The 23,270-nt window shown below is 76.2% G+C and carries 22 protein-coding genes and 1 pseudogene; 12 read left to right on the top strand and 11 right to left on the bottom strand.

Annotated elements, in window-relative coordinates:
- Positions 1-97: 97 nt before the first annotated feature.
- Both ACWIX7_RS23740 and ACWIX7_RS23745 read right to left on the bottom strand, forming a co-directional pair.
- Positions 98-379, bottom strand: a complete 282-nt coding sequence (locus ACWIX7_RS23740) for a YciI-like protein (RefSeq protein ID WP_448618860.1) — start codon at positions 377-379, stop codon at positions 98-100.
- 23 nt (positions 380-402) lie between these two features.
- Positions 403-1,374 carry an anti-sigma factor RsbA family regulatory protein gene (locus ACWIX7_RS23745; protein WP_448618861.1) on the bottom strand — a complete coding sequence of 324 codons (972 nt, stop codon included), beginning with the start codon at positions 1,372-1,374 and terminating at the stop codon, positions 403-405.
- Positions 1,375-1,633: 259 nt separating this feature from the next.
- On the opposite strand from ACWIX7_RS23745, the gene ACWIX7_RS23750 reads away from it, so the two are divergent.
- From ACWIX7_RS23750 to ACWIX7_RS23760, 3 genes are all read left to right on the top strand, one after another.
- Positions 1,634-2,350: an SGNH/GDSL hydrolase family protein gene (locus ACWIX7_RS23750; protein ID WP_448618862.1), complete on the top strand. Its 717-nt coding sequence runs from the start codon at positions 1,634-1,636 to the stop codon at positions 2,348-2,350.
- A 2-nt stretch (positions 2,351-2,352) separates the two neighbouring features.
- Positions 2,353-3,144: an alpha/beta hydrolase gene (locus ACWIX7_RS23755; protein ID WP_448618863.1), complete on the top strand. Its 792-nt coding sequence runs from the start codon at positions 2,353-2,355 to the stop codon at positions 3,142-3,144.
- Between the two features lie 84 nt (positions 3,145-3,228).
- A complete protein-coding gene (locus tag ACWIX7_RS23760; protein ID WP_448618864.1) occupies positions 3,229-7,752 on the top strand; it encodes an HAD-IC family P-type ATPase in 4,524 nt (1,507 codons plus the stop codon).
- On the opposite strand, the gene ACWIX7_RS23765 is transcribed toward ACWIX7_RS23760, so the two are convergent.
- Positions 7,740-8,576, bottom strand: coding sequence for a helix-turn-helix domain-containing protein (locus tag ACWIX7_RS23765; RefSeq protein ID WP_448618865.1), 837 nt, complete (start codon positions 8,574-8,576; stop codon positions 7,740-7,742). The two genes, ACWIX7_RS23760 and ACWIX7_RS23765, sit on opposite strands and share 13 nt — an antisense overlap.
- Before the next feature lie 38 nt (positions 8,577-8,614).
- Between ACWIX7_RS23765 and ACWIX7_RS23770 the strand changes: the two genes are divergently transcribed.
- On the top strand, positions 8,615-9,184 hold the full coding sequence (locus ACWIX7_RS23770) for a TIGR03086 family metal-binding protein (protein ID WP_448618866.1): 570 nt from the start codon (positions 8,615-8,617) through the stop codon (positions 9,182-9,184).
- A gap of 620 nt (positions 9,185-9,804) precedes the next feature.
- Here the strand turns inward: ACWIX7_RS23770 and ACWIX7_RS23775 are convergent.
- Positions 9,805-10,266 (bottom strand): annotated as a pseudogene (locus ACWIX7_RS23775) (FUSC family protein); the annotation flags it as partial.
- Positions 10,263-10,733: a heme-degrading domain-containing protein gene (locus tag ACWIX7_RS23780; protein ID WP_448618867.1), complete on the bottom strand. Its 471-nt coding sequence runs from the start codon at positions 10,731-10,733 to the stop codon at positions 10,263-10,265. The gene ACWIX7_RS23780 and the pseudogene ACWIX7_RS23775, both read right to left, overlap by 4 nt.
- Before the next feature lie 73 nt (positions 10,734-10,806).
- Here ACWIX7_RS23780 and ACWIX7_RS23785 point away from each other — a divergent pair, with 73 nt between their 5' ends.
- The 6 genes from ACWIX7_RS23785 (at position 10,807) to ACWIX7_RS23810 (ending at position 16,345) form a co-directional block, all read left to right on the top strand.
- Entirely contained in the window at positions 10,807-11,790 is a 984-nt protein-coding gene (locus ACWIX7_RS23785; protein ID WP_448618868.1) for a YihY/virulence factor BrkB family protein, read from the top strand.
- Positions 11,791-11,932: 142 nt separating this feature from the next.
- Positions 11,933-12,910, top strand: a complete 978-nt coding sequence (locus ACWIX7_RS23790; protein WP_448618869.1) for an ATP-binding cassette domain-containing protein — start codon at positions 11,933-11,935, stop codon at positions 12,908-12,910.
- A complete protein-coding gene (locus ACWIX7_RS23795; RefSeq protein ID WP_448618870.1) occupies positions 12,907-13,743 on the top strand; it encodes an ABC transporter permease in 837 nt (278 codons plus the stop codon). Before ACWIX7_RS23790 ends, ACWIX7_RS23795 begins: the two co-directional genes overlap by 4 nt.
- A 17-nt stretch (positions 13,744-13,760) precedes the next feature.
- On the top strand, positions 13,761-14,672 hold the full coding sequence (locus ACWIX7_RS23800) for a tryptophan 2,3-dioxygenase (protein WP_448618871.1): 912 nt from the start codon (positions 13,761-13,763) through the stop codon (positions 14,670-14,672).
- 216 nt (positions 14,673-14,888) lie between these two features.
- Positions 14,889-15,065, top strand: a complete 177-nt coding sequence (locus tag ACWIX7_RS23805) for a hypothetical protein (RefSeq protein WP_448618872.1) — start codon at positions 14,889-14,891, stop codon at positions 15,063-15,065.
- Positions 15,066-15,133: 68 nt separating this feature from the next.
- A complete protein-coding gene (locus ACWIX7_RS23810; protein WP_448618873.1) occupies positions 15,134-16,345 on the top strand; it encodes a low temperature requirement protein A in 1,212 nt (403 codons plus the stop codon).
- A 7-nt stretch (positions 16,346-16,352) separates the two neighbouring features.
- On the opposite strand, the gene ACWIX7_RS23815 is transcribed toward ACWIX7_RS23810, so the two are convergent.
- Positions 16,353-16,958, bottom strand: a complete 606-nt coding sequence (locus tag ACWIX7_RS23815; protein WP_448618874.1) for a TMEM175 family protein — start codon at positions 16,956-16,958, stop codon at positions 16,353-16,355.
- Positions 16,959-17,031: 73 nt separating this feature from the next.
- Here ACWIX7_RS23815 and ACWIX7_RS23820 point away from each other — a divergent pair, with 73 nt between their 5' ends.
- Positions 17,032-17,922, top strand: coding sequence for an alpha/beta fold hydrolase (locus tag ACWIX7_RS23820; RefSeq protein ID WP_448618875.1), 891 nt, complete (start codon positions 17,032-17,034; stop codon positions 17,920-17,922).
- Positions 17,923-17,944: 22 nt separating this feature from the next.
- Positions 17,945-18,385: a flavodoxin family protein gene (locus ACWIX7_RS23825; RefSeq protein ID WP_448618876.1), complete on the top strand. Its 441-nt coding sequence runs from the start codon at positions 17,945-17,947 to the stop codon at positions 18,383-18,385.
- 13 nt (positions 18,386-18,398) lie between these two features.
- On the opposite strand, the gene ACWIX7_RS23830 is transcribed toward ACWIX7_RS23825, so the two are convergent.
- From ACWIX7_RS23830 to ACWIX7_RS23850, 5 genes are all read right to left on the bottom strand, one after another.
- On the bottom strand, positions 18,399-19,154 hold the full coding sequence (locus ACWIX7_RS23830) for a hypothetical protein (protein ID WP_448618877.1): 756 nt from the start codon (positions 19,152-19,154) through the stop codon (positions 18,399-18,401).
- Positions 19,155-19,226: 72 nt separating this feature from the next.
- Positions 19,227-20,774 (bottom strand): alpha-amylase family glycosyl hydrolase, encoded by a 1,548-nt coding sequence (locus ACWIX7_RS23835; RefSeq protein ID WP_448618878.1) that lies wholly within the window; start codon positions 20,772-20,774, stop codon positions 19,227-19,229.
- A 73-nt stretch (positions 20,775-20,847) separates the two neighbouring features.
- Entirely contained in the window at positions 20,848-22,584 is a 1,737-nt protein-coding gene (locus tag ACWIX7_RS23840) for a pyruvate dehydrogenase (RefSeq protein WP_448618879.1), read from the bottom strand.
- 110 nt (positions 22,585-22,694) lie between these two features.
- Positions 22,695-22,880 carry a DUF6186 family protein gene (locus ACWIX7_RS23845; protein WP_448618880.1) on the bottom strand — a complete coding sequence of 62 codons (186 nt, stop codon included), beginning with the start codon at positions 22,878-22,880 and terminating at the stop codon, positions 22,695-22,697.
- Positions 22,877-23,263, bottom strand: a complete 387-nt coding sequence (locus ACWIX7_RS23850) for a hypothetical protein (RefSeq protein ID WP_448618881.1) — start codon at positions 23,261-23,263, stop codon at positions 22,877-22,879. The genes ACWIX7_RS23845 and ACWIX7_RS23850 overlap by 4 nt, the downstream gene beginning before the upstream one ends.
- Between the last annotated feature and the right edge of the window lie 7 nt (positions 23,264-23,270).

Consider the following 23,270-nt stretch of genomic DNA (forward strand, 5'->3'; position numbering starts at 1 on the left):
GCGCGCTGCGATGCTCACTCGCTGTCGGCTCGCTCCGCGCGCTGCGATGCTCACTCGCTGTCGGCTCGCTCCGCGCGCTGCGATGCTCCCGGCCGCGTCAGCCGACGACGACGGTCCACGGCCGGATCGTCCAGCCGGTCACCAGCCCCTGGACGACGTAGGGGTCGGACTCGACGAAGCGCTCCACCACCTCGCGCGGCGCCGTCCACACCAGCAGCGCGCGGTCGTGCGGGTCGGGCAGCGCGCCGGCCATGAGCAGCTCCCCGCGCTCGTGGGCGGCTCGGAGGAGCGCCAGGTGGTCGGCCCGCAGCGCCTCCCGGCGCTCCAGGTAGTCGTCGGCCAGCGTGTACTCCAGGACGCTGTACTGGGGAGGGTTCACGCCGACAGCCTCCCAGGCCGGGCTCAGCGCAGCGCGGTCGTCAGCCGCACCGTGACGCCGTCCGGGCCGGAGCTGATGTCCACGTGGTCGCACAGCTGGCGGGCCAGCCACACGCCCATGCCGCCGCGGGAGAGGTCCTGGCCGTGAGCCGGGCCGTAGCCGGCGAACGGGTCGTCCAGGCCCCGGCCGTGGTCGGTGACGGCGCACACGACCCGGTCGGCCGACGTCCACAGCCGCAGGCCCACCGGCGGCGCGCCGTGCCGGACGGCGTTGGAGGTCGTCTCGTCGACGGCCAGGAGGAAGTCCTCGACCACCTCGCGCGGGCCCCCGACCGCGGCCAGCTCGGCGGCGACGGCGTGCCGCAGCGCGATCGGGTCGGCGACGTCGTCCACCGCCAGCCGCGGGACGCCGGACTGCAGCGGCTCATCGGGCACCGGCAGACCGCGCAGGTACGCGGCCGGGTCGACGAAGCGGGGATTGGGCGTCCGGGAGCGGCCGGCGACGACGGTCGGGTGGGTGCGGGCGACCGACTCGAGCACCGGCTCGGGCAGCCGCGTGGTGTCGAAGATGCACAGCCCCCACAGCGGCCGGTCGGCGAGGGCGCGGTTCACCACGGCCTCGTAGCGCTGCCACTCCAGCTGCTCGCGCTCGGTGCGCCCGAAGTCGGTCTCGCCGACCACCCGGACGCGGCGCGCGCCGGTGGCGGTGAGTTCGTCGGCCAGCCGGCGGAACGCGGTGACCGCCGCGGGCGTGCGCTGCGCGTAGGCCTCGGTCCACGCCAGGACCCTGACCCGGTCGTCGTCCACGGCCGTCCGGACGACGTCGGCGGTGGCGGGGGAGGCGGTGACGACGACGGCGTCACCCGCGGCCAGGCCCTCCTGGACGAAGGGAACCGTGGCCTCGACCAGTTCGTCGGGGGAGGAGTAGAAGAGCGCGTCGTGCACGTAGCGCGGGCCGGGCGCCGGGACGACTCCGTGCGGTAGCGCCGTGTCCACCTGCTCGTCCCTCCGCGTTCGGCCCGCCGATGCCCTACCACGGTAGCCAGCGCCGCGGTGCGGCCGCCCGCGGACACGGGGCGATGTAGCCCACCCCGGGCACGCCGCGCCTCCCGGCCGGGCTCGGACGGGCTCCTCCTGCACCGGGCGCCGGACGTCGTCCGGTCTCCCCGGACCCCCTGCGGGGACCAGCTCCCCGCCGGCGCGGACCCGGCGCAGCCGGTGCGCGGCCGGCCGGCTCCTGGCGCACCATGACGGGGTGATCGGCGCTGGAGGGTACGTCGCGCTCGGCGACTCGATCTCGATCGACGACTACTCCGGCGGCCCGGGCTGCGGCGGGGCCAGCCTGCTGTACGCCAACCGGGACGACGACTTCCCGGACTGGCGCGGGCGCGACCTGCGCAGCACCGCGCCCGGGACGGCGTTCGCGTTGCTGGCGACCGACGGCGCGACGACCGGCACGCTGCTGGACCGCCAGCTGCCCCGGCTCGCCGCGCTGCCCGCCCGGCCCTCGCTGGTCACGCTGACCATCGGCGGGAACGACCTCCTCGGCGCCTACGGGGACACCGCGGCCGCCCGTGCGGTCGTCGCCAGGGTCGCGGCCGCGCTCGACCGGGCACTGGTCGCCATCGGCGAGGCGCTGGCGCCGGACGGCCGCGTCGTCGTGGGCACGGTGTACGACCCCAGTGACGGCACCGGCGACGCGGCGCGGCTGGGCCTGCCGCCCTGGCCGGACGCCGTCGCGCTGATCGCCGAGCTCAACGACGCCCTTCGCCGGGGAGCGGCCCGGCACGGCGCCGCGGTGGCCGAGATCGCCGAGCTGTTCCGCGGCCACGGGCTGGCGGCGGGCGACCCCCGGCGCCACGAGGCCCGGCCGGAGCAGCGGGACCTGTGGTTCTGCTCCCTCATCGAGCCCAACGCCTGGGGTGCCGACGGCGTCCGCGCGGCCTTCTGGGCGGCCCTGGACGGCGGCTGACGGTGGCGTCCCCGGGCCCCGGCTGGACCCGCCGGCGCCTGCTCGGCGCCGCTGCGGCGCTCGCCGGTGCGGGTGGCCTCGCCGGCTGCGGGGTGCAGCTGCCGGGGTCCCCCGGCAGCACGGGGACGGTCGCGCGGCTCACCGCCCGCCCGCAGCCGGAGCTGCCCACCGCGCCGCCCGCGCCGGGGACGCAGCCGCTGGACCTGGGGGTCGAGCGGGTGCCGTTGCTGCACGTGCCGCCCGGGCTCGCAGCGGGCAGCGCGGTGCCGCTCGTGGTCGCCCTGCACGGGGCGGGCGGGAACGCCGACACCGGACTCGCCATCCTCGGCGGCCTGGCCGACGAGCGGGGCCTGCTCGTCCTCGCGCCGGCCTCCCGCGGGTCGACGTGGGACGCGGTCACCGGCCGCTCCGGTGAGGACGCCGCCCTGCTGCACCGGGCCCTGGCCCACGTCTTCTCGACCGTGCCGGTCGACCCGGGGCGCACCGCCGTCACCGGGTTCTCCGACGGCGCCTCCTGCGCGCTGGGGCTCGGCCTGGCCAACGGGGACCTGTTCACGCGGGTGGTGGCCTTCTCCCCGGGCTTCGTGCCCGGGGTGTCGCGGGAGGGGCGGCCGGCGGTGTTCGTGTCGCACGGCGACGCCGACGAGGTCCTGCCCGTCGAGCAGACCAGCCGGCGGATCGTGCCGGCCCTCCGCGACGACGGCTACGACGTCACCTACCAGGAGTTCGCCGGCGGGCACGCCGTCCCGCACGAGGTGGCCGTGGCGGCCGTGGACTGGCTCGGCGCGGGATGACGACGCCTCGGGGCGCGGACACGCGTCGACCGGCGTAGCGTCCGCAGCCACCCTGGTTCCGGGAGACCGAGTTCCGGAGGAGCGATGGCCCTCAGACGCCGGATCGGCGGCGCGCTCGGCGCGGCCGCGGCCCTGGCCGGTGCCGGCGTGGTGGCCGGCGCGGGGGTCACGGCCGGGCTCGTCGGTGGCACCGCCGGGCTGGTGCAGGGGGCCGCCCGCTCGTCACTGTCCCTCGCCCACGCGGCCGCGGTCACGGGCACCCGCGCCGTCGGCACCCTGGTCACCGGCGCCGACCCGCTGCCCGACGGGCGGTTGCACGACCTGGTGGACGCCGCGCGGGGGATGCTCGAGCCCCCGCCGGCGCGGCACACCCGCCGGGTCTGGGCCGACCGCGGCCGGGTGCAGGTCGAGCTCCTCGCACCGGATGCGCAGGAGACCCCGGAGGTCCGCACCGCGCTCCGCCGGCACCTCGAACGGCTCGAGGGCGTGGAGTGGGCGACCGTCAACGACGTCGTGGGGCGGGTCCTGGTCGCCTTCGACGAGCGGCGGATCACCGCCGAGGACCTCGTCGGCACGGTGACCGCCATCGAGAAGGCCCGCGGCGGGCAGGGTCTGCTCCCGGCACGGGAGGACCACCCGGCCGACCTGGAGCCGCTGCTGGCCGCGCTCGCGGCTGCCGGCATCGACCTCGCGGCCGTCGGTGTCGCCTACGCGGGGAAGCTGCTGCCGGTCCCGGCGCTCACCCGCCACGCGACCCTCGCCGTCGCGCTGCTGGAGTCCCAGACGTGGCTCAAGCGGGAGCTGTACCGGCGCGTGGGCCCGACCGGCACGGAACTGGTCTTCTCCGGCGTCAGTGCGCTGCTGCACGCGCTCACCCAGAGCCCCACGGTGCCGGCGCTCAATGCCGCCGCCGCGCTCCAGGAGGTCCTGGAGATGCGCGCCCACCGGCAGGTGTGGCGGCGCCGCGAGTGGGAGCTGTGCCGCCCGGAGCCGGACGACGGCGAGCGGGAGCCGCTGACGCCCCCGGGACCGCGGCCGTGCCCCCTGCCACCCGGCCCGGTCGAGTCCTACACCGATCGGCTGGCCCCCACCGAGCTCGCCGCCGCGCTCGGCCTGCTGGCGCTCACCGGGCGCCCCGGCCGCTCGGCCGACCTGCTCAAGGCGCTGAACCCGAAGGCCGCCTTCCACGGGCGGGCGGCGTTCACCACGACGCTGGACCTGCTGCTGTGCCGCCGCAACGTGCTGCCGATGGACGGCTCGGCCTACCGGCGGCTGGACCGGGTGGACACCGTCGTGGTCGACGGGGACGCGCTGTGCACCGGCCCGCCGGTGGTGCTGGAGGCCACCGCGGAGGCCGACGGGTGGGACGACGCCCGGGTCTGGACGGCCGCCGCCCGGCTGGTCGGCGCGCTCGAGGGCGACGAGCCGGACGACGGCGTGCGGCTCGGGCCGCCCGGGGCTGCCGGAGACGCCCCCGGGGCCGAGGTCCGGCCGCTGTACGAGGGCCGGCACCGGGTGGGCACGGCGACCGTCGCCCGCGAGCTGGACCCGCACGCCGAGGCCCTGCTGACCACCGCCGCGACGGCCGGCGCCCGGCTGGTGCTCACCGCGCACGCCGGCACGCGTGAGGTGGCCGCGGCGGCCGACGAGGTGGCACCCGCGGACGAGGCGCTGGTGGAGACGGTGCGCCGGCTGCAGGACGACGGGCGCGGCGTCCTGCTGGTCAGCGACACCGACGGCCCCGCCCTGCTGGCCGCCGACGTCGCCGTCGCCCCCGTCCGGCCCGGCCGGGCGCCGGCGTGGGGCGCCGACCTGGTCACCCCGCCGGGGCTCGCCGACGCCTGCCGGCTGGTCGCGGCGACGGGGGCGGCCCGCACCGTGAGCCGACGCTCGGTGCAGGCGGCGCTCACCGGCAACGTCCTCGGCGCGCTGCTCGCCGCCGTCGGCAGCGAGCGGTACGGGCAGCGCAGGTCCACCACGCCCGGGAAGACGGCCACCACCGTCGCGATGCTGGGCGGCACCTGGGCCGCCTTCCGGGCCGCCGGCCGCCCGGTCCCGCCCCCCACGGTGCACACGCCCTGGCACGCGCTGGACCCCGACGACGTGCTGCGCCGCGTGGCCGAGCTCCCGGGCGCGGAGGACGCGCGGCCGGTCCGCCTCCGCCGGGTCCGGGCGCACCCGCTGGTGCGGGGGCCGTCCCGGTTCGTCCGCACCGTCGCCGCCGAGCTGGCCGACCCGCTGACCCCCGTCCTCGGCACCGGCGCCGCGGCCACCGCGGTGCTCGGCGAGGCCACCGACGCGGTCCTCGTCGGTAGCGTCACGGTCGCCAACTCGCTGGTCAGTGGCCTGCAGCGGCTGCGCGCGGAGACGGCGCTGGAGTCGCTGCTGCTCGAGCAGGACGTCGTCGTCCACCGGGAGACCGACGGCGGCCGCGAGGAGGTGCCCGGCAGCGCACTGCGGGTGGGGGACGTCGTCGTGGTCGAGCCCGGTGACGTGCTCCCCTGCGACGCCCGCCTGCTGGAGGCGGTCGACCTCGAGGTCGACGAGTCCAACCTGACCGGGGAGTCCCTGTCGGTGGGCAAGTCGGTGCCGGCCACGCCGGGGGCCGAGGTCGCCGACCGCACCTGCATGCTCTTCGACGGCACGACCGTGGTGGCCGGGCGCGGCCGGGCCGCCGTCGTCGCGGTCGGCGACGCCACCCAGGCCGGCCGCGCGGCCCGGGCCGCCGGCGGCGCCGCACCCCCCGCCGGCGTGCAGGCCCGGCTGGGGGAGCTGACCCGCTCGGTGCTGCCGCTGACCCTGGCCGGCGGCGCGGCGGTGACCGCCCTCGGGGTGCTGTGGCGCCGCCCGCTGCGGGACGCCGTCCGGGACGGCGTGGCCGTCGCGGTCGCCGCGGTGCCGGAGGGCCTGCCGCTGGTGGCCACCGTGGCGCAGCAGGCCGCGGCCCGGCGGCTGTCGCGGCGGGGCGCCGTCGTCCGCAGCGCCCGGGTGCTCGAGGCCCTCGGCCGGGTGGACACCGTCTGCTTCGACAAGACCGGGACGCTGACGGAGAACCGGCTGCGGGTGGCCGGCCTGGCCCCCCTGGACGGGGAGCTCGACGAGGAGGGACTGCTGCGGCTGGTCGCGGCCGGTGTCGGCAACGGCGACGACCGGGCGCACGAGACCGACCGCGCGGTCGTGGAGGCCGCCGAGGAGCGCGGTGTGTGCCCCGACGGCGACGCGGGGGAGAGCCTGCCGTTCGCTGCCGGGCGCGGCTTCTCCGCGGCCGTGCGCGAGGGCCGGCTCGTGGTCAAGGGCGCGCCCGAGGTGGTGGCCGGCCGCTGCCGGGACGCCGGAGACCTCACCGGGCGGGTCCAGGAGCTCGCCGCGGAGGGGCTGCGGGTGCTGGCCGTCGCCGACCGGGAGTGGGACGGCGGCGCGGACGACCTGGAGGAGGGGGCCCGCGACCTCACGCTGCGCGGGCTGGTCGGGCTGGCCGACACGGTGCGCGGCTCCTCGGTCGCGGCGGTCGAGCAGCTCCGGGCAGCCGGCGTCCGGGTGATCGTGGCCACCGGCGACCACCCGGAGACCGCCCGCGCCATCGCCGCCCAGGCCGGCGTCCCCGGTGCCGACCAGGTCGTGACCGGCGCGCAGTTCGCCCGCGCCTCGGAGTCCGAGCGGGCCCGCATGGTGCGCGAGACGACGGTGTTCGCCCGACTGTCGCCCGAGCAGAAGGTGTCGCTGGTCGCCGCCCTGCGCCGGGCCGGGGCGACCCTGGCGATGACCGGCGACGGCGTGAACGACGCCGCGGCGATCCGGCTGGCCGACGTCGGGGTGGGGGTCTCCGGGGCCGAGTCGCCCGCCGCCCGTGCCGCTGCCGACCTCGTGCTCACCGACCTGGACCTGACCCGGCTGGTCGACGCGATCGGCGAGGGCCGGGCGATGTGGTCGCGGGTGACGGACGCCGTCTCGGTGCTGGTCGGCGGCAACGCCGGCGAGGTGGCGTTCACCGTGCTCGGCACCGCGTTCGGCGGGCGGGCGCCGATCAACACGCGGCAGCTGCTGCTGGTCAACCTGCTCACCGACATGTTCCCGGCGCTGGCCGTCGCCGTGGCCGCGCCGCGCGGCGCCGCACCCGGCGGGGACGACGGCCCGCTGGCCGGCCACCCGCTGGCCGCGGTGCTCGAGGCCGGGCCGCAGCGGGGCTTCGCGCGGGAGGTGCGCCGGATGGTGCTGGTGCGCGGGGCGGCCACCACCGCCGGCGCGACCGCCGCCTGGGCCACCGGGCGGCTCACCGGCCTCCGCGGCCGGGCCGGGACGATGGGCCTGGCCGCGTTGATCACCACCCAGCTGGGGCAGACCGCGTGGGCCGGCCGGCGCAGCCCGCTGGTGCTGGTCACCGCCGCGGGCTCGCTCGCCGTCCTGGCCGCCGTCGTCCAGACGCCGGGGCTCAGCCGCTTCTTCGGCTGCACGCCGCTGGACCCGCTGGCCTGGCTGGTCGTGCTCGGCTGCGCGGCGGCCGGCACCGCCGGTGCCGAGGTCGTGCCGGCGCTGGTGACGCGGGTGCGCGGGGAGCCGGCGGCGGCGATCTCCGCGGAGGTGGCCGCCGCCGGCGATCAGCCGGCGTAGCGGGCCGCGAACGCGCCCGGCGTCATGCCGGTGACCCGGGCGAAGTCGCGGCTGAAGTGGGGCTGGTCGGCGTACCCGAGCAGCGCCGAGACCTCGGCGAGGGTCGTGTCCCGATCGCGGAGGCGCTCGGCGGCCTCCTGCAGCCGGCGGCGCTGGATGAGCCACTTCGGCGTCAGTCCGAGCCGGCGCCGCACCAGCCGCTGCAGCGCCCGCTCGGACAGGTCGAACCCCGCGCAGACCTGGGCCACCCGGGTGACCTCGCCGTCGCCCTCCACGAAGGCCACCACCCGGTTGACCAGCTCGCCCTCGGCGTCGACGGGCAGCAGCGGCCGCAGCGCATCCCCGAAGGCGGCCATCGCCGTCCGGTGCGCGGCGGGGGACGCCGGGTCGGGAGCCATCGCCGCCCGCACCCGCGCGGTCAGCCGCTCGCCGTCGGCACCGAGCACGTCGGCCAGGTCGACGGAGCGGTCGGTGTACGGGGCCACCGAGCCGCGGGCGACGAGCGCGCCGGCGGCGGGGGCGCACATGACCCCGACCGCCCAGCCGTCACTGGTCAGCGTGGTGGTCGACAGGCCGGACACGACGCCGTAGAAGCGGGCGTAGGCGGCGGAGACGACGAGCAGCGTGACCGGGTACTGCAGCACCTGCTGCGGCGCCTCCCGGCCGGGTGGCACGGACCAGACCGGGATCCAGAAGCGCTCCAGCAGGCCGGCGAACTCCGGCGCCGCGTCGTAGCGGTACATCACGTGGGAGGCGTCGCCTGGGGAGCGCAGGTGCGCGCGCTCGACGTGGTCCAGGGGCCGCGGGGCGGTGTCGGGTTCCATCAAGACCCCACCCTGCCCGGCTCCCTACCGTCCCGGCCATGACCTCACCGACGACCTCACCCCGCAGCTCGATCGCCACCGCCCACGCCGCGGCCGACCGCCCGCTCACCGCCGTCCTCGACGCGGTCCCGGCCGACGCGTGGGACCGGCCCTCGACCTGCGAGGGGTGGACCGTGCGCGACGTCGTCCGGCACCTCGTGCAGACCCAGCGGGAGTTCCTCACCGAGCGCGGCGTCGACCTCGGGGCGGAGCCGGACGTCGACGCCGACCCGGCGGCGGCGTGGCGGGCCCACGCCGCGCGGGTCGCGGCGGCGGTCGCCGACCCGGCCGTCGCGGAGCAGGCGTACGACGGGTTCTTCGGCCCCACGACGGTCGGTGCGACCCTCGAGCAGTTCTACGTGTGGGACATGGTCGTGCACCGCTGGGACGTCGCCCGGTCGGTCGGCGCCGACCCCGCGCTCACCGACGCCGAGCTGGGCCGCGTCGAGTCCGGGGCGGACGCGTTCGGCGACGCGCTGTACATGGAGGGCATCTGCCGGCCCGCGGTCCAGCCGCCCGCCGACGCCGACCGCACGACGCGCGTGCTCGCCCGGCTGGGCCGCGCCTGAGCCCAGCCGGCGGGCTCCCGCGCCGGGAGGGCGTCCAGCGAGCGGCGCACGGTCTGGACGACGTCCCCCGCCACGAACAGGTCGTCGGCGGTGGTGGCCCGCGCCCGGCGGACCGCGTCGGCGAACTCGTGCAGGCACGCCCGCGCCCGGCTCGGGGCACCGGGGTCGGCCGCCGCGTCCTCCACCGAGCGCAGCGCGGCGGCCAGCGCGGCGAGGGTGCGGGCTGCGGACGGGCGCAGCGCGGGGCCGAGCGCGACCCGCTCGAACTCGGCCCGCTCCGTCTCGGCGATCACCTGGGTCAGCTGCTCGACCATCAGGCTCAGCCGCTCCAGCGCCCGGGCCTGCCGGTACTGCGCCTCCGCGGCGGCGCGGTGGTGGCGGGCCCGGCGGTTGCCCCGGCGCGCCTCGGCGGCCTGCTGCACCGCCTCCCGCATCTGCACGAGCACCGGGTCGATCCGGTGCGTGCGCCGCCGCCACTCGTCCTCGGTGGGCGGGTGCTCTTGCTGCAGCCCGTCGGCGAGGTCCTCGAGCTGACCGGCGAGCGTGTCGCGCAGCGCCCGCAGCTGCTCGGCGGCCGGCGCGAGCGGCAGCGGCGGGGAGGCGGCGGTGACCGCGAGGCCGATGACCGCACCGACGGCGGTCAGCCCCGTGTAGGCCACGACGAAGCCGGAGTCCTGCGTGCCGAGGACGAGCACGAACAGCGCCGAGGTCGCCGTCCAGCTGCCGGAGCTGCCCAGGCGCCGCCAGCCGGCCAGCAGCACGCTGGCGGCGACCATCACGGCGAGGGCCCCGAAGCCGTCCCCGAGCACGGCCGAGACCCCGAGGGCGAGAGCGGCGCCGAGGGCGATCGCGGCGACCGACTGGATCGACCCCCGCACCGAGCCGGACAGCGTCGTCGACGTCGCGATCACCGCGCCCAGCGGCGCGAAGTACGGGTACTGCTGGGCCGGGTCGAGGGGCAGCAGCCCGGCCACGTGCCAGGCCAGGGCGGCCTTGACGGCCAGCCCTCCCCGCGGGTGGCGCGCCCAGGTCCGCCGCACCCGGCCCGGCCGGCCGGGGTACGGCCGCCGGACGCCGGTCACCGGCCCAGGTGCGCCCGGAGCGCGGCCACGACCATGCGGTGGTCCTCGAGCTGCGGCAGCCCGGAGACGACGACCGCGCCGACCGGCCCCACCGAGCGGACGACGACGGGGAACGCGCCGCCGTGGGCCGCGTAGAGGGCGGGGTCGAGGCCGAACTCCTCCTCGAACGTCGTCCCCCGCTCGATCGAGGCCTGCCGCACGTAGAGGCTGCTGTGCCCGAAGCGGTGGACGACGCGGGTCTTGCGCTGGATCCACGAGTCGTTGTCCGGGCTGGTGCCCGGCAGCGAGGCGTGGAAGAGCTGGTGGCCGTGCCGGCTGACGTCGACCGCCACCGGGGCGCCGTCCCGCCGCGCGGCGGCCACCAGCGCCGAGCCGAGGTCCCAGGCGTCGTCGTTGGTGAATCCGGTGAACTGCAGCTCCTCCTCCTCGGCGGCGAGCTCGGCGAGGGAGGGGAAGGGGTCGGCCATGTCCCCTTCCTACCGCGCTCGACCGTCCTCCTGCGGGGTAGGAGGGTGTCCCTCGACGCGACAGGGGTGGGCCATGAGGTGGACGGAGCGGGTCGACCGGTTCCAGCGCCGGCACCCGGCGGCCGGGTTCCCGATCGCGGTGGTCTACAAGTTCATGGACGACGACGCCGTCTTCCTCGCCGCGCTGATCACCTACTACGGCTTCCTGTCGCTGTTCCCGACCCTGCTCCTGCTGGCCACCGTGCTGGGGCTGGTGCTGGCCGGGGACCCGGCACTGCAGCAGCGGCTGCTGGACTCGGCGCTGGCCGAGTTCCCGGTGATCGGGCCGCAGCTGGCTCGGCCGGAGGGCCTCGGCGGCGGGGTCACCGGCATCGTGGTCGGCGGACTGGTCGCCCTGTACGGGGCCCTGGGCATGGGGCAGGCCATGCAGCACGCGATGAACACCGTGTGGGCGGTGCCGCGGCACAGCCGGCCGGACCCGATCACCGCCCGCGGGCGCAGCCTGCTGCTGCTGTTCACCCTGGGGCTGCTCCTGCTGGCCACCACCCTGCTGTCCGCGCTGGGCACGGGTGCGGCGGCCTACGGCGGCGGGTTCAGCGGCTGGCTGCACGTGCTGCTCACCGTCGCCTCGGTGCTGGCCAACGCCGCCGTCTTCGTGCTCGGGTTCCGGGTCACCACGGCGCGCCGGCTCACCACGCGGCAGGTGCTGCCCGGTGCCGTGGCCGCCGCCGTGCTGTGGCAGCTGCTGCAGTCCTTCGGCGGCGTCTACGTCGCCCGGGTGGTGGCCAACGCCAGCGCTGTCGACGCGGTCTTCGCCCTGGTGCTCGGACTGCTCGCGTTCATCTACGTGGCCGCGGTCGCGCTCATGCTGTGCGTGGAGATCGACGTGGTCCGGGTCGACCACCTCTACCCCCGGGCGCTGCTCACGCCCTTCGTCGACCACAAGGACCTCACCGAGGGCGACGAGCGGGTCTACTCGGACGCCGCGCGCGCCCAGCGAGCGGTGCGGCACCAGGAGGTCGACGTCCGCTTCGAGTCGGGGGACGACGGGGGCTGACCCCGCGGGGCTTGACCTCGAGTGCACGTGAGGTCCGACGATCGGGTGGCCGGAAATCGGGTGGCGGTCCGATGAGTCCGGCGCGCACATTCGGTCGGAGGGGCAGAGGACGCTGCGACGCACCACCTGCTGAGGAGCCCGGATGACAGCCCAGCCAGCGCTCGCCATCGAGGCGGTCGGCCTCGAGAAGTCCTTCGGGGACACCCGGGCGGTGGCCGGCGTCGACCTCGCCGTCCCCGCCGGCGCCATCTACGGGGTCCTCGGACCCAACGGCGCCGGGAAGACCACCACGATCCGGATGCTCGCCACGCTGGTCGGACCCGACGCCGGCAGCGCGCGGGTCCTGGGGCACGACGTGGTCACCGAGTCCGACGCCGTCCGCGGTCTGGTCAGCCTCACCGGTCAGCTCGCCTCGGTCGACGAGGAGCTCACCGGCCGCGAGAACCTGGTGCTCGTCGGCCGGCTGCTCGGCCACCGCCGGGCCGCGGCCCGGGCCCGGGCCGACGAGCTGCTGGAGGCCTTCGGCGTCGCCGACGCCGCGGGCAGGCTGGTCAAGCACTGGTCCGGCGGCATGCGCCGCCGGCTGGACATCGCGGCCAGCATCGTCGTCACGCCGCAGCTGGTGTTCCTCGACGAGCCGACGACCGGGCTGGACCCGCGGTCGCGCAACCAGGTCTGGGAGATCGCCCGGGCGCTGGCCGCCGCCGGGACGACGATCCTGCTCTGCACCCAGTACCTGGAGGAGGCCGACCAGCTGGCCGACGGCATCGCGGTCATCGACCGCGGCCGGGTCATCGCCGAGGGCACCCCCGGCCAGCTCAAGGCCTCGGTGGGCACCGGCTCGCTGCACGTGCGGCTGCTCGACCCCGGCCGCCGCGCGGAGGCCGCCCGCATCCTCGAGGCCGCGGTCGGCACCGTGGTGCTGGAGCCGGACCCGGCCGCGCTCTCGGCCGCCTGCGCGGACGCCGAGCGCGCGGCCGTCGGCGTCGGTGAGCTGGGGCGCGCCGGCGTCGGCGTCGCCGGATTCTCCCTCGACCAGCCCAGCCTGGACGAGGTCTTCCTGGCCCTCACCGGGCACGCCGCGGAGCCCACCGCCACCCTTGAGGAGCAGGCGTCATGACCGCCACCACCAGCGCACCCGGCTCCGCCGACACCGCCGCCGTCCGCCGGGCCATCGCCGACACCGCGCGGCCGCCGCGCCCCGGTCGCCTGTCGACCGCGCTGACCTTCGGCTGGCGCGGCATGCTCAAGGTCAAGCACGTGCCCGAGCAGCTGCTCGACGTCACGGTCACCCCGGTGATGTTCCTGCTGCTGTTCACCTACCTGTTCGGCGGCGCCATCGCCGGCTCGACCAGCGCCTACCTCGACTACACCCTGCCGGGTCTGCTGGTCATGTCAGTGCTGTTCACCACCGTCTACTCCGGCGTCTCGCTGAACACCGACCTCACCAAGGGCGTGGTCGACCGGTTCCGGTCGCTGCCCATCTGGCGGCCGGCGCCGCTGCTGGGGTCGCTCCTGGGCGACAGCGTCCGCTACGTCGTGGCCGGCACGGTGATCATCGGGGTCGGCGTCGCCCTGGGGTACCGGCCGGACGGCGGGGTCGGGGGAGCGCTCGCGGCGCTGGCGCTGGTCGTCGTCTTCTCGTTCGGGCTGTCGTGGGTGTTCTCGGTGCTCGGGCTGCTGATGCGCTCGCCGAACGCGGTGATGAACGCCGGGTTCATGGGCATCTTCCCGCTGACGTTCCTGTCCAACGTCTTCGTCGACCCGGCCACGCTGCCCGGCCCGCTCGAGGCGTTCGTCGAGGTCAACCCGATCTCGGTACTGGCCACCGCCTCCCGCTCCCTCATGGCCGGCACTCCCGACGGCACCGCCATCGCGGTCTCCCTGGCCGTGGCCGCGGCGCTGGCCGCGGTGTTCCTCCCGGTCACGACCCGCCTCTACCGCAGCCGCTGAGGGCTACCGTGACGGCCGTGGTGCCGTCGGACCCGGACCCGTCGGGATCGGTGCGGCCGCTGGAGGACGCCATCCGCACCGACCTCGGCGGCGCCATGACCTACGCCGCGTACCTGGACCTCGACCACCTGCTGGCCGCCCAGCACCCCCGCAGCAGCCCCGAGCACCACGACGAGCTGCTGTTCATCGTCCAGCACCAGACCAGCGAGCTGTGGCTCAAGCTCGTCCTGCACGAGCTGCGTGCCGCCTGCCGGCACCTGGCCGGGAACGAGCTGGCGCCGGCCCTCAAGTGCCTGGCCCGGGTGAAGAACGTGCAGCGGACCCTCATCGAGCAGTGGTCGGTCCTGGCGACCCTGACCCCGCGCGAGTACGCCCAGTTCCGCGGCGCACTCGGCAATGCGTCGGGCTTCCAGTCGCACCAGTACCGCGCGGTCGAGTTCGTCCTCGGCGACAAGCACCCCGGCATGCTCGCGGTCTTCGACGGCGAGCCCGCCGCGAGGGAGCTGCTGGAGGAGCTGCTGGGGGCGCCGACGCTCTACGACGAGTTCCTCCGGCTGCTGGCCCGGCTCGGCCTCGCCGTCCCGGCGGTCGTCCTGGAGCGCGACGTGCGCCGGCCGTGGACCTTCCAGCCGGACCTGGTCCCGGTCTTCCGGGAGGTCTACGAGTCGACCGGCACGCCGTGGGGCGTCTACGAGGCCTGCGAGAGCCTGGTCGACGTCGAGGACAACTGGCAGCTCTGGCGGTTCCGCCACCTGCGCACGGTGCAGCGGACCATCGGCGCGAAGACCGGGACCGGCGGCTCCTCCGGGGTGGGCTTCCTGCGCCGGGCCCTCGACCGCACGTTCTTCCCCGAGCTGTACGCCGTGCGCACCGTCATCGGCACCCCGGCGGAGACCTCCCCGGGCGAGCCCGGCACCGAGCGGTCCTGAGGCTCGTCCCCGGGGGCGGCGGCCGCCGTGGAAATGCGGTGGCGTCGTCCGTCACACACCGAGCAGCGTTCTCGTCAGTAGGGGAGAGCAGGGTGCGCACCCACCGAGGAGAGGAGCGGCATGACCGCACGACCGGGCCACGCGGATGTCCTTGTGGCGCTCCCACCGGGGGGTCGAGCATGGGCACCCTGGCGCACCCGCAGAGGAGGAGCCGACATGGAGCCCGACCCGCGCGAACCGACCGGGGACCTCGGCTACGACACGGCGCACGAGGTGACCGGCGGCCGGGCACGGCCGCAGGGAGGGACCCCGGAGACCCCTCCGGTGGACGACGGCCGGGACGACGCGGCCGGGGACTACGGCTACGACGAGGCGCACGACTTCCGGCGCTGACGGCGACCCCGCGTGAGAACGCCGCGCCGGGGTAGTCGACGGGGACCCGCTCGTCCCCAGGGAGCGTCGTGACCGACCGCAGCTCGCCCCGATCCCTCCTCGGCACGCTGACCGGCGGCCTCGTCCGCGCGCCGGAGCTGCGCACCGACGACGACCGTACGGCCTCCCGTCTGGAGCTCTTCTTCGACCTGGCCTTTGTCCTCGTCGTCGCGGAGCTGGCCATCGACTTCCGTGCCGACGTGACCTGGCACGGGGAGCTGGTGTTCGCCGGGCTGTTCACCACCGTCTGGTGGGCGTGGGTCAGTTCGACCCTCTACGCCAACCGCTTCGACCACGACGACGTCGTCTACCGCCTGCTCAAGCTCGGCAGCATGGCCGCCGTCGTCGGGATGGCCGCCACGGCCACCGAGGCGACCGGCACCTACTTCGGCGTCTTCGTCGGCTGCCAGCTGGTGCTGCGGGCGATGTTGTTCCTCCAGTACCTCCGCGCGTACTGGCACCTGGCCGGTGCCCGGCCGATCGCCCGGCTGTACATGATCGGCACCGTCATCGGGGCGCTGCTGTGGGCGGTGTCCCTCGCGGTGCCGCGGCCGATCGGGTTCGCCCTGTGGGCCGCCGCCGTCCTGGTCGAGGTGCTGGTGCCACTGGTGGCCACCCGCTCGTCGGCCGACGTCCCGCTGCACGTCGAGCACCTGCCCGAGCGGTTCGCGCTCTTCGTGATCCTGGTGCTCGGCGAGTCGGTGGCCGGCATCGCCCACGGGCTGCACACCGCCCACTGGACCGGCTCCGGGCTGCTGGTCGCGGCGCTCGGCTTCGTCCTGGCCGCGGCACTGTGGTGGAGCTACTTCGACCTGGCCGGGGCCCGCGCCAAGCAGCTGCTCAGCGAGGTGGGCGGGGAGCGCAGCGACCACTCGCACGACGTGTACGTCTTCGGGCAGCTGCCGCTGACCCTGGCGCTGGCCACCATTGGCGCGGGGCTGGAGCTGGCGGTCGTGCAGAGCGGCGAGGGCGAGGTGCCGACCGGCACCCGGCTGGTGCTGGCCGGCGGGGTGGTCGTCTACCTGCTGTCGGTGACCGCCACCGAGGTGGGCATGTCCAAGCGGGGGGCGCGGCGCGGGCTGTGGTGGCCGGTCGTCGCGGCCGCGGTCGCTGCGGTGGACGTCGCGCTGGAGCTGCCGGCCGCCGTCGTGGTCGGCGCGCTGGCCGCGGTCGTCGTCACCGTGGTGGTGGTCGGGCTGGCCGAGCGGTCCACCGGGCGGCTGGCCGTCGAGGAGGTCTGAGACCGGTTCAGCGCGCCCGGCGGGCGACCAGCCGGCGCAGCGGGTCCGGCAGGAAGAGCAGCAACAGCGCGAGGTTGCCGACCGCCGGGACGGCGACACCGAGGAGGAGGGCGACCCCGAAGGCGGCCGTGGTGAGCAGGGAGCCGGTCGGGTCGTCCTCGGCGCCGTCGTAGCCGTGCCGGCGCAGGTGCGGCCGGCCGGAGACCATCAGGTTCAGCACGGTCAGGCAGGCCGAGCTCAGGGCCATCGTCCCGATGTAGATCGCGATCCCCAGCCGGGTGCTGTTCCCGTAGACGGCCGCCACCTCGGTGGCAAAGGGCAGCAGCACGATCGTCATCGTCCAGAGCAGGTTCACCAGCACGAACGGCCCGTCGTAGGAGCCGACCCGCTCGACGATGCGGTGGTGCACCAGCCACAGCTGGGCGATCACCGCGAAGCTCAGCGCGAAGGCGCCGAACCGGCCGGCCTCGTCGGCCAGCAGGGTGTCGAGGTCCAGCGTCGCACCCTCGGCGGGGAGGACGTCGACCAGCGGCAGGACGAGCAGCGTGATGGCGATCGCCACGACGGCGTCGAGGAACGTGATCAGCCGGTCGAGGCCCCGGTCGGTGCGCACCCGCCGCAGGCTAGGTGCAGCCCGTGCCCGAGCGGGGCGGTCGGAGCGCCCACCGGCAGGGTAGGGGCGGGGCATGCGGGAACGACCAGGCCACGGCGGACGACTCGGACCCCGGGAGGGCAGCATCCGACTGCCGGACGGGCGGGCGATGGCGTACGCCGAGTACGGCGACCCGGCGGGCCGGGTGGTGCTCGGCTGCCACGGCTCGCCGAGCTCCCGGCTGGAGCGCCACGTCGAGGACCCCGAGGACTACCGGCGCTGGGGGGTGCGGTTCGTCGTCCCCGACCGGCCGGGCTTCGGCCGTTCCGACCCGCAGCCGGGACGGCGGGTGGTCGACTGGCCGGACGACGTGGCGCGGTTGCTCGACTCCCTCGGCATCGGCGAGTTCTCCGTCCTCAGCCTCTCCGGCGGCGCCGCCTACGCGCTGGCGTGCGCCGCCGCGTTCGGCCCCCGGGTGCGGGCCGTCGGGGTGCTCGGCGGGGCCCCGCCGCCCGACGTCCCGTGGCCCTGGCCGCAGTGGGTGCCCCGGCGGCTGCGCTCGGCCGCGCACCGGCCGTCTGCGGCGACGGCGCTGCTGCGGCCGCTGTTCGGCCCCGTGGCGCTGCGCCCGGCGGCGATCCCGCGCTACCTGCAGGCTCGCCTCAACCCGGCCGACCGGCGGGTGCTCGGACGTCCCGAGGTCCGGCGCATCCTGTCCGAGACCTTCACCGAGGGGCTGCGCAACGGCGCGGCCCCGCTCGCCGAGGACCGCGCGCTGCTGTTCCGGCCGTGGGGGTTCCCACTGTCGTCGGTGGAGCAGCACGTGCACGTCTGGCACGGCACGCAGGACTGGCAGGTGCCCGCCGGGCTCGGCCGGGTGCTGGTCGCGATGCTGCCCCGCTGCACCGCGCACTGGCTGGTCGGCGAGGGGCACTTCGCCGTCTTCGACCACGCCGCGGAGGTCTACGGCGCGCTGCGCCCCTGACCGGGCGGGGGAGGATGCCCGCGTGCCCCGGCTGCTCGTCGTCCACCACACGCCCTCGCCGTCCCTGCAGGCCGTGCTCGAGGCGGTGCGCGAGGGCGTGGCGCTGGTCGAGGAGGTCGAGCTCGAGGTGCGCCCGGCGCTCTCGGCCGGGGCCGCGGACCTGCTCGCCGCCGACGGCGTCCTGCTCGGGACGCCGGCCAACATCGGCTACATGTCCGGGGCGCTCAAGCACTTCTTCGACACCGTCTACTACCCGTGCCTGGACGCCACCGTCGGTCTCCCGTACGGGGTGTACGTGCACGGCAACGACGACACCGCGGGCGCGCTGCGCAGCATCGAGCGGATCACCGGCGCGCTGCGGTGGAAGCAGGTGGCCGCGCCCCTGAGCCTCACCGGTGCGCCCGGGCCGGCCGACCTCGAGGCCGTCCGGGAGCTGGCCTCCACCGTCGCCGTCCAGCTGTAGCCGAGCACCCCGCTCAGCCGGGCGGAGTGGACGGCGCTGCGGCGGTGGGCGCGTGCCGCGGGGGGACCTCGGCGAACAGGTCGACCAGCGCGTCCCAGCGGGTCCGCCGGCCGGCGGGGAAGCGGGCCTCGGCGCGGGCCTGCCGTCGCGAGCCCGGCCGGTACCAGCGGTGCGCCCAGAACGAGCCGGGCCGGGCCAGCCGCACCGCGCCGACCAGCGCGACCAGCGGGACGAAGACGCCGACGACGCCCAGCACCACCCGGCCCTTGAGGATCGCGGCCAGGGCGAAGAGCAGGTTGACCGCCACCGTCACCCACAACAGGGTCTCGCTCCCGGCGTCGTCGGCGTCGAACGGGTTGGCGCCGACGAGGAGCAGCCCGCCGACGACGAGCGCGACCATGACCGCGTCGATCGAGCTGCGGCCCTGCCGGCTCCAGTAGACGTCCTCCAGGTGCAGCCACAGCGCGAACTCGTCGAGGGTGAGCGCGGCGCCGGCCCCGAACAGCACCGCCAGCAGCTGCACCCACGGCGGGCCCGGCCGGTAGGTGAACTCCAGGGTGCCGGTGCCCAGCAGCAGGAAGATGCCGTAGACCTCGTGGTGCACGTGCACCCCGCCGACGCTGGCGTCGCGGAACGGCCCGCGGCCGGTCCGGATGGCCCGGACGACCAGGCGGGTGACCAGGAAGGTCACCAGGAACGCCAGCACCATCCAGGCGACGACGGACCGCCGCCCGGCCAGCTCGGGCAGCACCTCCGGAGTGACCTCCACCCGCCACCTCCGCGCGCCGCGGCCCCGGTCCCGGCCGATGGTGGTGCCGGCGGCGGTCCGCCGACAAGCGGGTCAGCCGCCGTGCAGGCGCAGCAGGACGGCCTCGTCCGGCAGCAGCACCAGGTCGCGCACCGCCGAGGTCGAACGGCCGGGGTCGGTGGAGACCAGCAGGGTGGACTCCTCGCCCGGGGCGAGGGCGCGGGGCCCGAGGCTGAGGTTGACGGCGGCCAGCAGCCGCTCGTCGCCCTCCTCCCGGAGCCAGGCCAGCACGCCGGGCGCGGTGTCCAGCATGCGCTGCCGGCCGGTCTGCAGGGCGGAGGAGGCGGCGCGCAGCGCGCCGAGACGGCGCACCAGGGACAGCGTGGACGACGGGTCGGCGGCCTGGCGCTCGACGCACAGCCGCTCGGCGTCGGCGACCAGCGGCAGCCAGGGCTCGCCGGTGGTGAACCCGGCTCCCTGGCCGGCGACCGACGGCGGCCGCCAGGGGAGCGGCGCCCGCTCGGGGTCGCGGCCGTCGACGTCGACCACCCGGTCCGTCGGGACGACGGCGTCGGGCAGTCCCAGCTCGTCGCCCTGGTAGAGGAACGGCGTGCCGCGCAGCGCGGTCAGGAGCAGCGCGACCGCGCGCGCCCGCGCCGGGCCGTGCCCGCCGTCGTCGTAGCGGGTGGCGATGCGGGAGTGGTCGTGGTTGCCGAGGAACCACGCCGGCCAGGTCTCGGGCTCGGCCTGCGCCTCGAACTCCTCGATCGCGGTGCGGAAGGCGATGGCGTCCCACGGCAGGTGGACGAAGACGAAGTTGTGCGCCAGGTGCAGCTGGTCGCCGCCGGCGAGGTAGGCCAGCACGCGCCGTAGGTCGAGCAGGTAGACCTCGCCGACGATCATCCGGTCGGGGAACTCGTCGACCACCCGCCGGATGCCGCGCAGCCGCTCGTGCGCGGTCTCCCAGTCCTGGTCGTGCCGGCGGTCGGAGCCGGCGTTGCTGCGCAGCAAGGGGTCCTTGGCCAGCCGCTGCAGCGCGTCGATCCGCAGCCCGTCGACGCCGCGGGCGAGCCAGAACCGGATCGTGTCGTGCATCGCCGCCTCGACCTCGGGGTCGTCCCAGTTGAGGTCGGGCTGCTGCGGCGTGTACGAGTGCAGGTACCACTGGCCGGTGGGCTCGTCGTAGGTCCACGCCGGGCCGACCGCGGCGAACTCCGAGCGCCAGTCGTTGGGCGGCCCGCCGTCGGGGGCGCCGTCCCGCCAGACGTACCAGTTCCGCTTCGGGTCCTCGCGCGAGGACCGGGAGGCGCGGAACCACGGGTGCTGGTCGGAGGTGTGATTGGGCACCCAGTCCAGCACCACCCGGATGCCGCGCGCGTGGCAGTCGGCGACCAGGTCGTCGAGGTCGGCGAGCGTGCCGAACAGCGGGTCGACGTCGCAGTGGTCGGAGACGTCGTAGCCGAAGTCGGCCATGGGGGAGGGGAACACCGGCGAGAGCCAGACCGCCACGACCGACAGGTCGGCGAGGTGGTCCAGGTGCGTCCGCAGGCCGCGCAGGTCACCGATCCCGTCGCCGTCGGAGTCGGCGAACGACCGCGGGTAGACCTGGTAGACCGCGCCGCGCCGCCACCACTCCGTCACGGGCCCTCCTGGCTGGCGCTCGTCGGCGTCACGACGGACCGTGTCGTGTCCGTGCGGAACCTGGCGGGTTCGGTCACGGGCGCGGGATGTTGCGCAGGTTGCTGCGGGCCAGGTCGATCATCTTCCCGACACCGCCGCCGAGCACCTGCTTGGTGGCCGACGTCGCGAAGCCGCGGATCTGCTCGCCGGTGATCGCCGGCGGGATGGACAGCGCGTTCGGGTCGGTGACGAACTCCATGAGCACCGGGCCGGGGTCGGCCAGGCCCTTGGCCAGGGTGTCCCGGACGTCACGGGGGTCCTCCACCCGCATCGACCGGATGCCGACGCCCTCGGCGATCGCGGTGAAGTCCGTCGGCTCGTGGTCGGTCTCGAAGTCGGGGATGCCGTCGACCATCATCTCCAGCTTCACCATGCCGAGCGAGGCGTTGTTGAACAGCACGACCTTCACCGGCAGCCGGTGCAGCCGCACGGTGATCAGCTCGCCGAGCAGCATCGCCAGCCCGCCGTCGCCGGACATCGACACCACCTGCCGGCCCGGCGCGGCGAACTGCGCGCCGACGGCGTGGGGGAGGGCGTTGGCCATCGAGCCGTGCCGGAAGGAGCCGATGACCCGCCGGCGGCCGTTGGGCGTCAGGTAGCGGGCCGCCCACACGTTGCACATCCCGGTGTCGACGGTGAAGATGGCGTCGTCGGCGGCGAGGTCGTCGAGCTGCGCGGCCACGTACTCGGGGTGGATGGGCCGCATCCGCTCCACCCGGTGCGTGTAGGCGTCGACCACCTTCTCCAGCGCCTCGGCGTGCTGCCGCAGCATCGAGTCGAGGAAGCGCCGGTCGGTCTTCTGCTCCAGCAGCGGCAGCAGCGCCCGGATCGTCTCGCCGACGTCCCCGTGGACGGCGACCTCCAGCGGGCTGCGCCGGCCGAGGTGACCGGCGTCGGCGTCCACCTGCGCCGTCCGCCGCTGGGGCAGGAAGTTCGTGTACGGGAAGTCCGTGCCCAGCAGCAGGAGCAGGTCGGCCTCGTGGGTGGCCTTGTGCGCGGCGCCGTAGCCGAGCAGCCCGTTCATCCCGACGTCGTACGGGTTGTCGTACTGGATCCACTCCTTGCCGCCGAGCGCGTGGCCGACCGGGGCCAGCACCCGCCCGGCCAGCTCCACGACCTCGTCGTGCGCGTCCGCGCACCCGGCGCCGCAGAACAGCGTGACCGTGCGCGCGGCGTTCAGCGCGTCGGCCAGGGCCTGCACCTGCTCGGGCACCGGCCGCACCGGCGAGGGCCGGGGGACCAGCGCGGTCGGCACGGTCGGGCCGCCGGACTCCTCGGCCGCCAGGTCACCGGGGAGCACGACCACCGAGACCCCGCGCCGGCCGATCGCCGTCTGGATCGCGACGCGCAGGTTGTGCGGCATCTGCTTCGGCGTGACGACCTCGCACCAGTACGAGCAGTCCTGGAAGGTGCGCTCCGGGTGGGTCTCCTGGAAGAAGCCCATCCCGATCTCCTGCGACTGGATGTGCGAGGCGATCGCCACCACGGGGGCGCCGCTGCGGTGGGCGTCGTAGAGACCCTGGACCAGGTGGGTGTTGCCCGGCCCGCAGGAGCCGGCGCACACCGCCAGCTGCCCGGTGACCTGGGCCTCGGCGGCCGCCGCGAACGCGCCGCCCTCCTCGTTGCTGACGTGCACCCACTCGATGCCCTCGGTGTGCCGCACGGCGTCGACGACGGGGTTGAGGCTGTCGCCGACCACGCCGTAGATCCGGCGGGCACCGGCGTCCCGCAGCATGCGGACCAGTTGGGCGGCGACGGTCGGGTGGGCCATGGCGACCTCCGGGGACGGGGGAGCGGCGGCGACCGCGTCTGGCTGGGCGTGCCCTACCCGAGAGGCCCGCTGTCGAGTCGTGGCGGGGGACGTCCTGCGGCGACACGCCGTCACCGGGCGAGGAAGTGCACCCCGAGCCACACCCAGACGAGCAGCACCGCGACCCGCCCGGGCGTCGTCCGCATGGCGGCGCCGACCGCCGCGCCGACGGTCGCCGGCCCCGCGCCGCGCCGCGCTCCGGCCTCCAGCGCGAGGGCGGTGACCACCAGGACGGCGAACCCGACGGCGCCGGTCACCCCGGCCGCCGGGAGCCGGGACGGGTGACCAGCCAGGCGCCGGCCGCCAGCCAGGCGAGCGTCGCCCCGCCGCGCAGCACCGGCGAGGCCAGGACCGGGTCGGCCAGGTCGCTGAGCGTGGGCAGGTCGTCGTCGGCCAGGGTGACCAGTTCCCAGGCGACGGCCGCTCCCAGCCAGCCGAGCCACGGCAGCCCGCGCCGGCCCACCGGCGCCGCCCCCGCGCCCGCGCGGCGGGCCAGGCCCGCGGCGGTGACGACGGCACCGGCGGCGGCCACGGCGAGCAGCGCGCCCGAGGACAGCTCGCCCGCGACGGCGACCGCGACGGCGCAGGCGACGGCCGCCGCGGCGCAGGTGAGCCGGCGCGCGGAGCGGGAACACCGCATCCGTGCA

The sequence above is a fragment of the Geodermatophilus sp. URMC 65 genome (genome assembly GCF_053502545.1).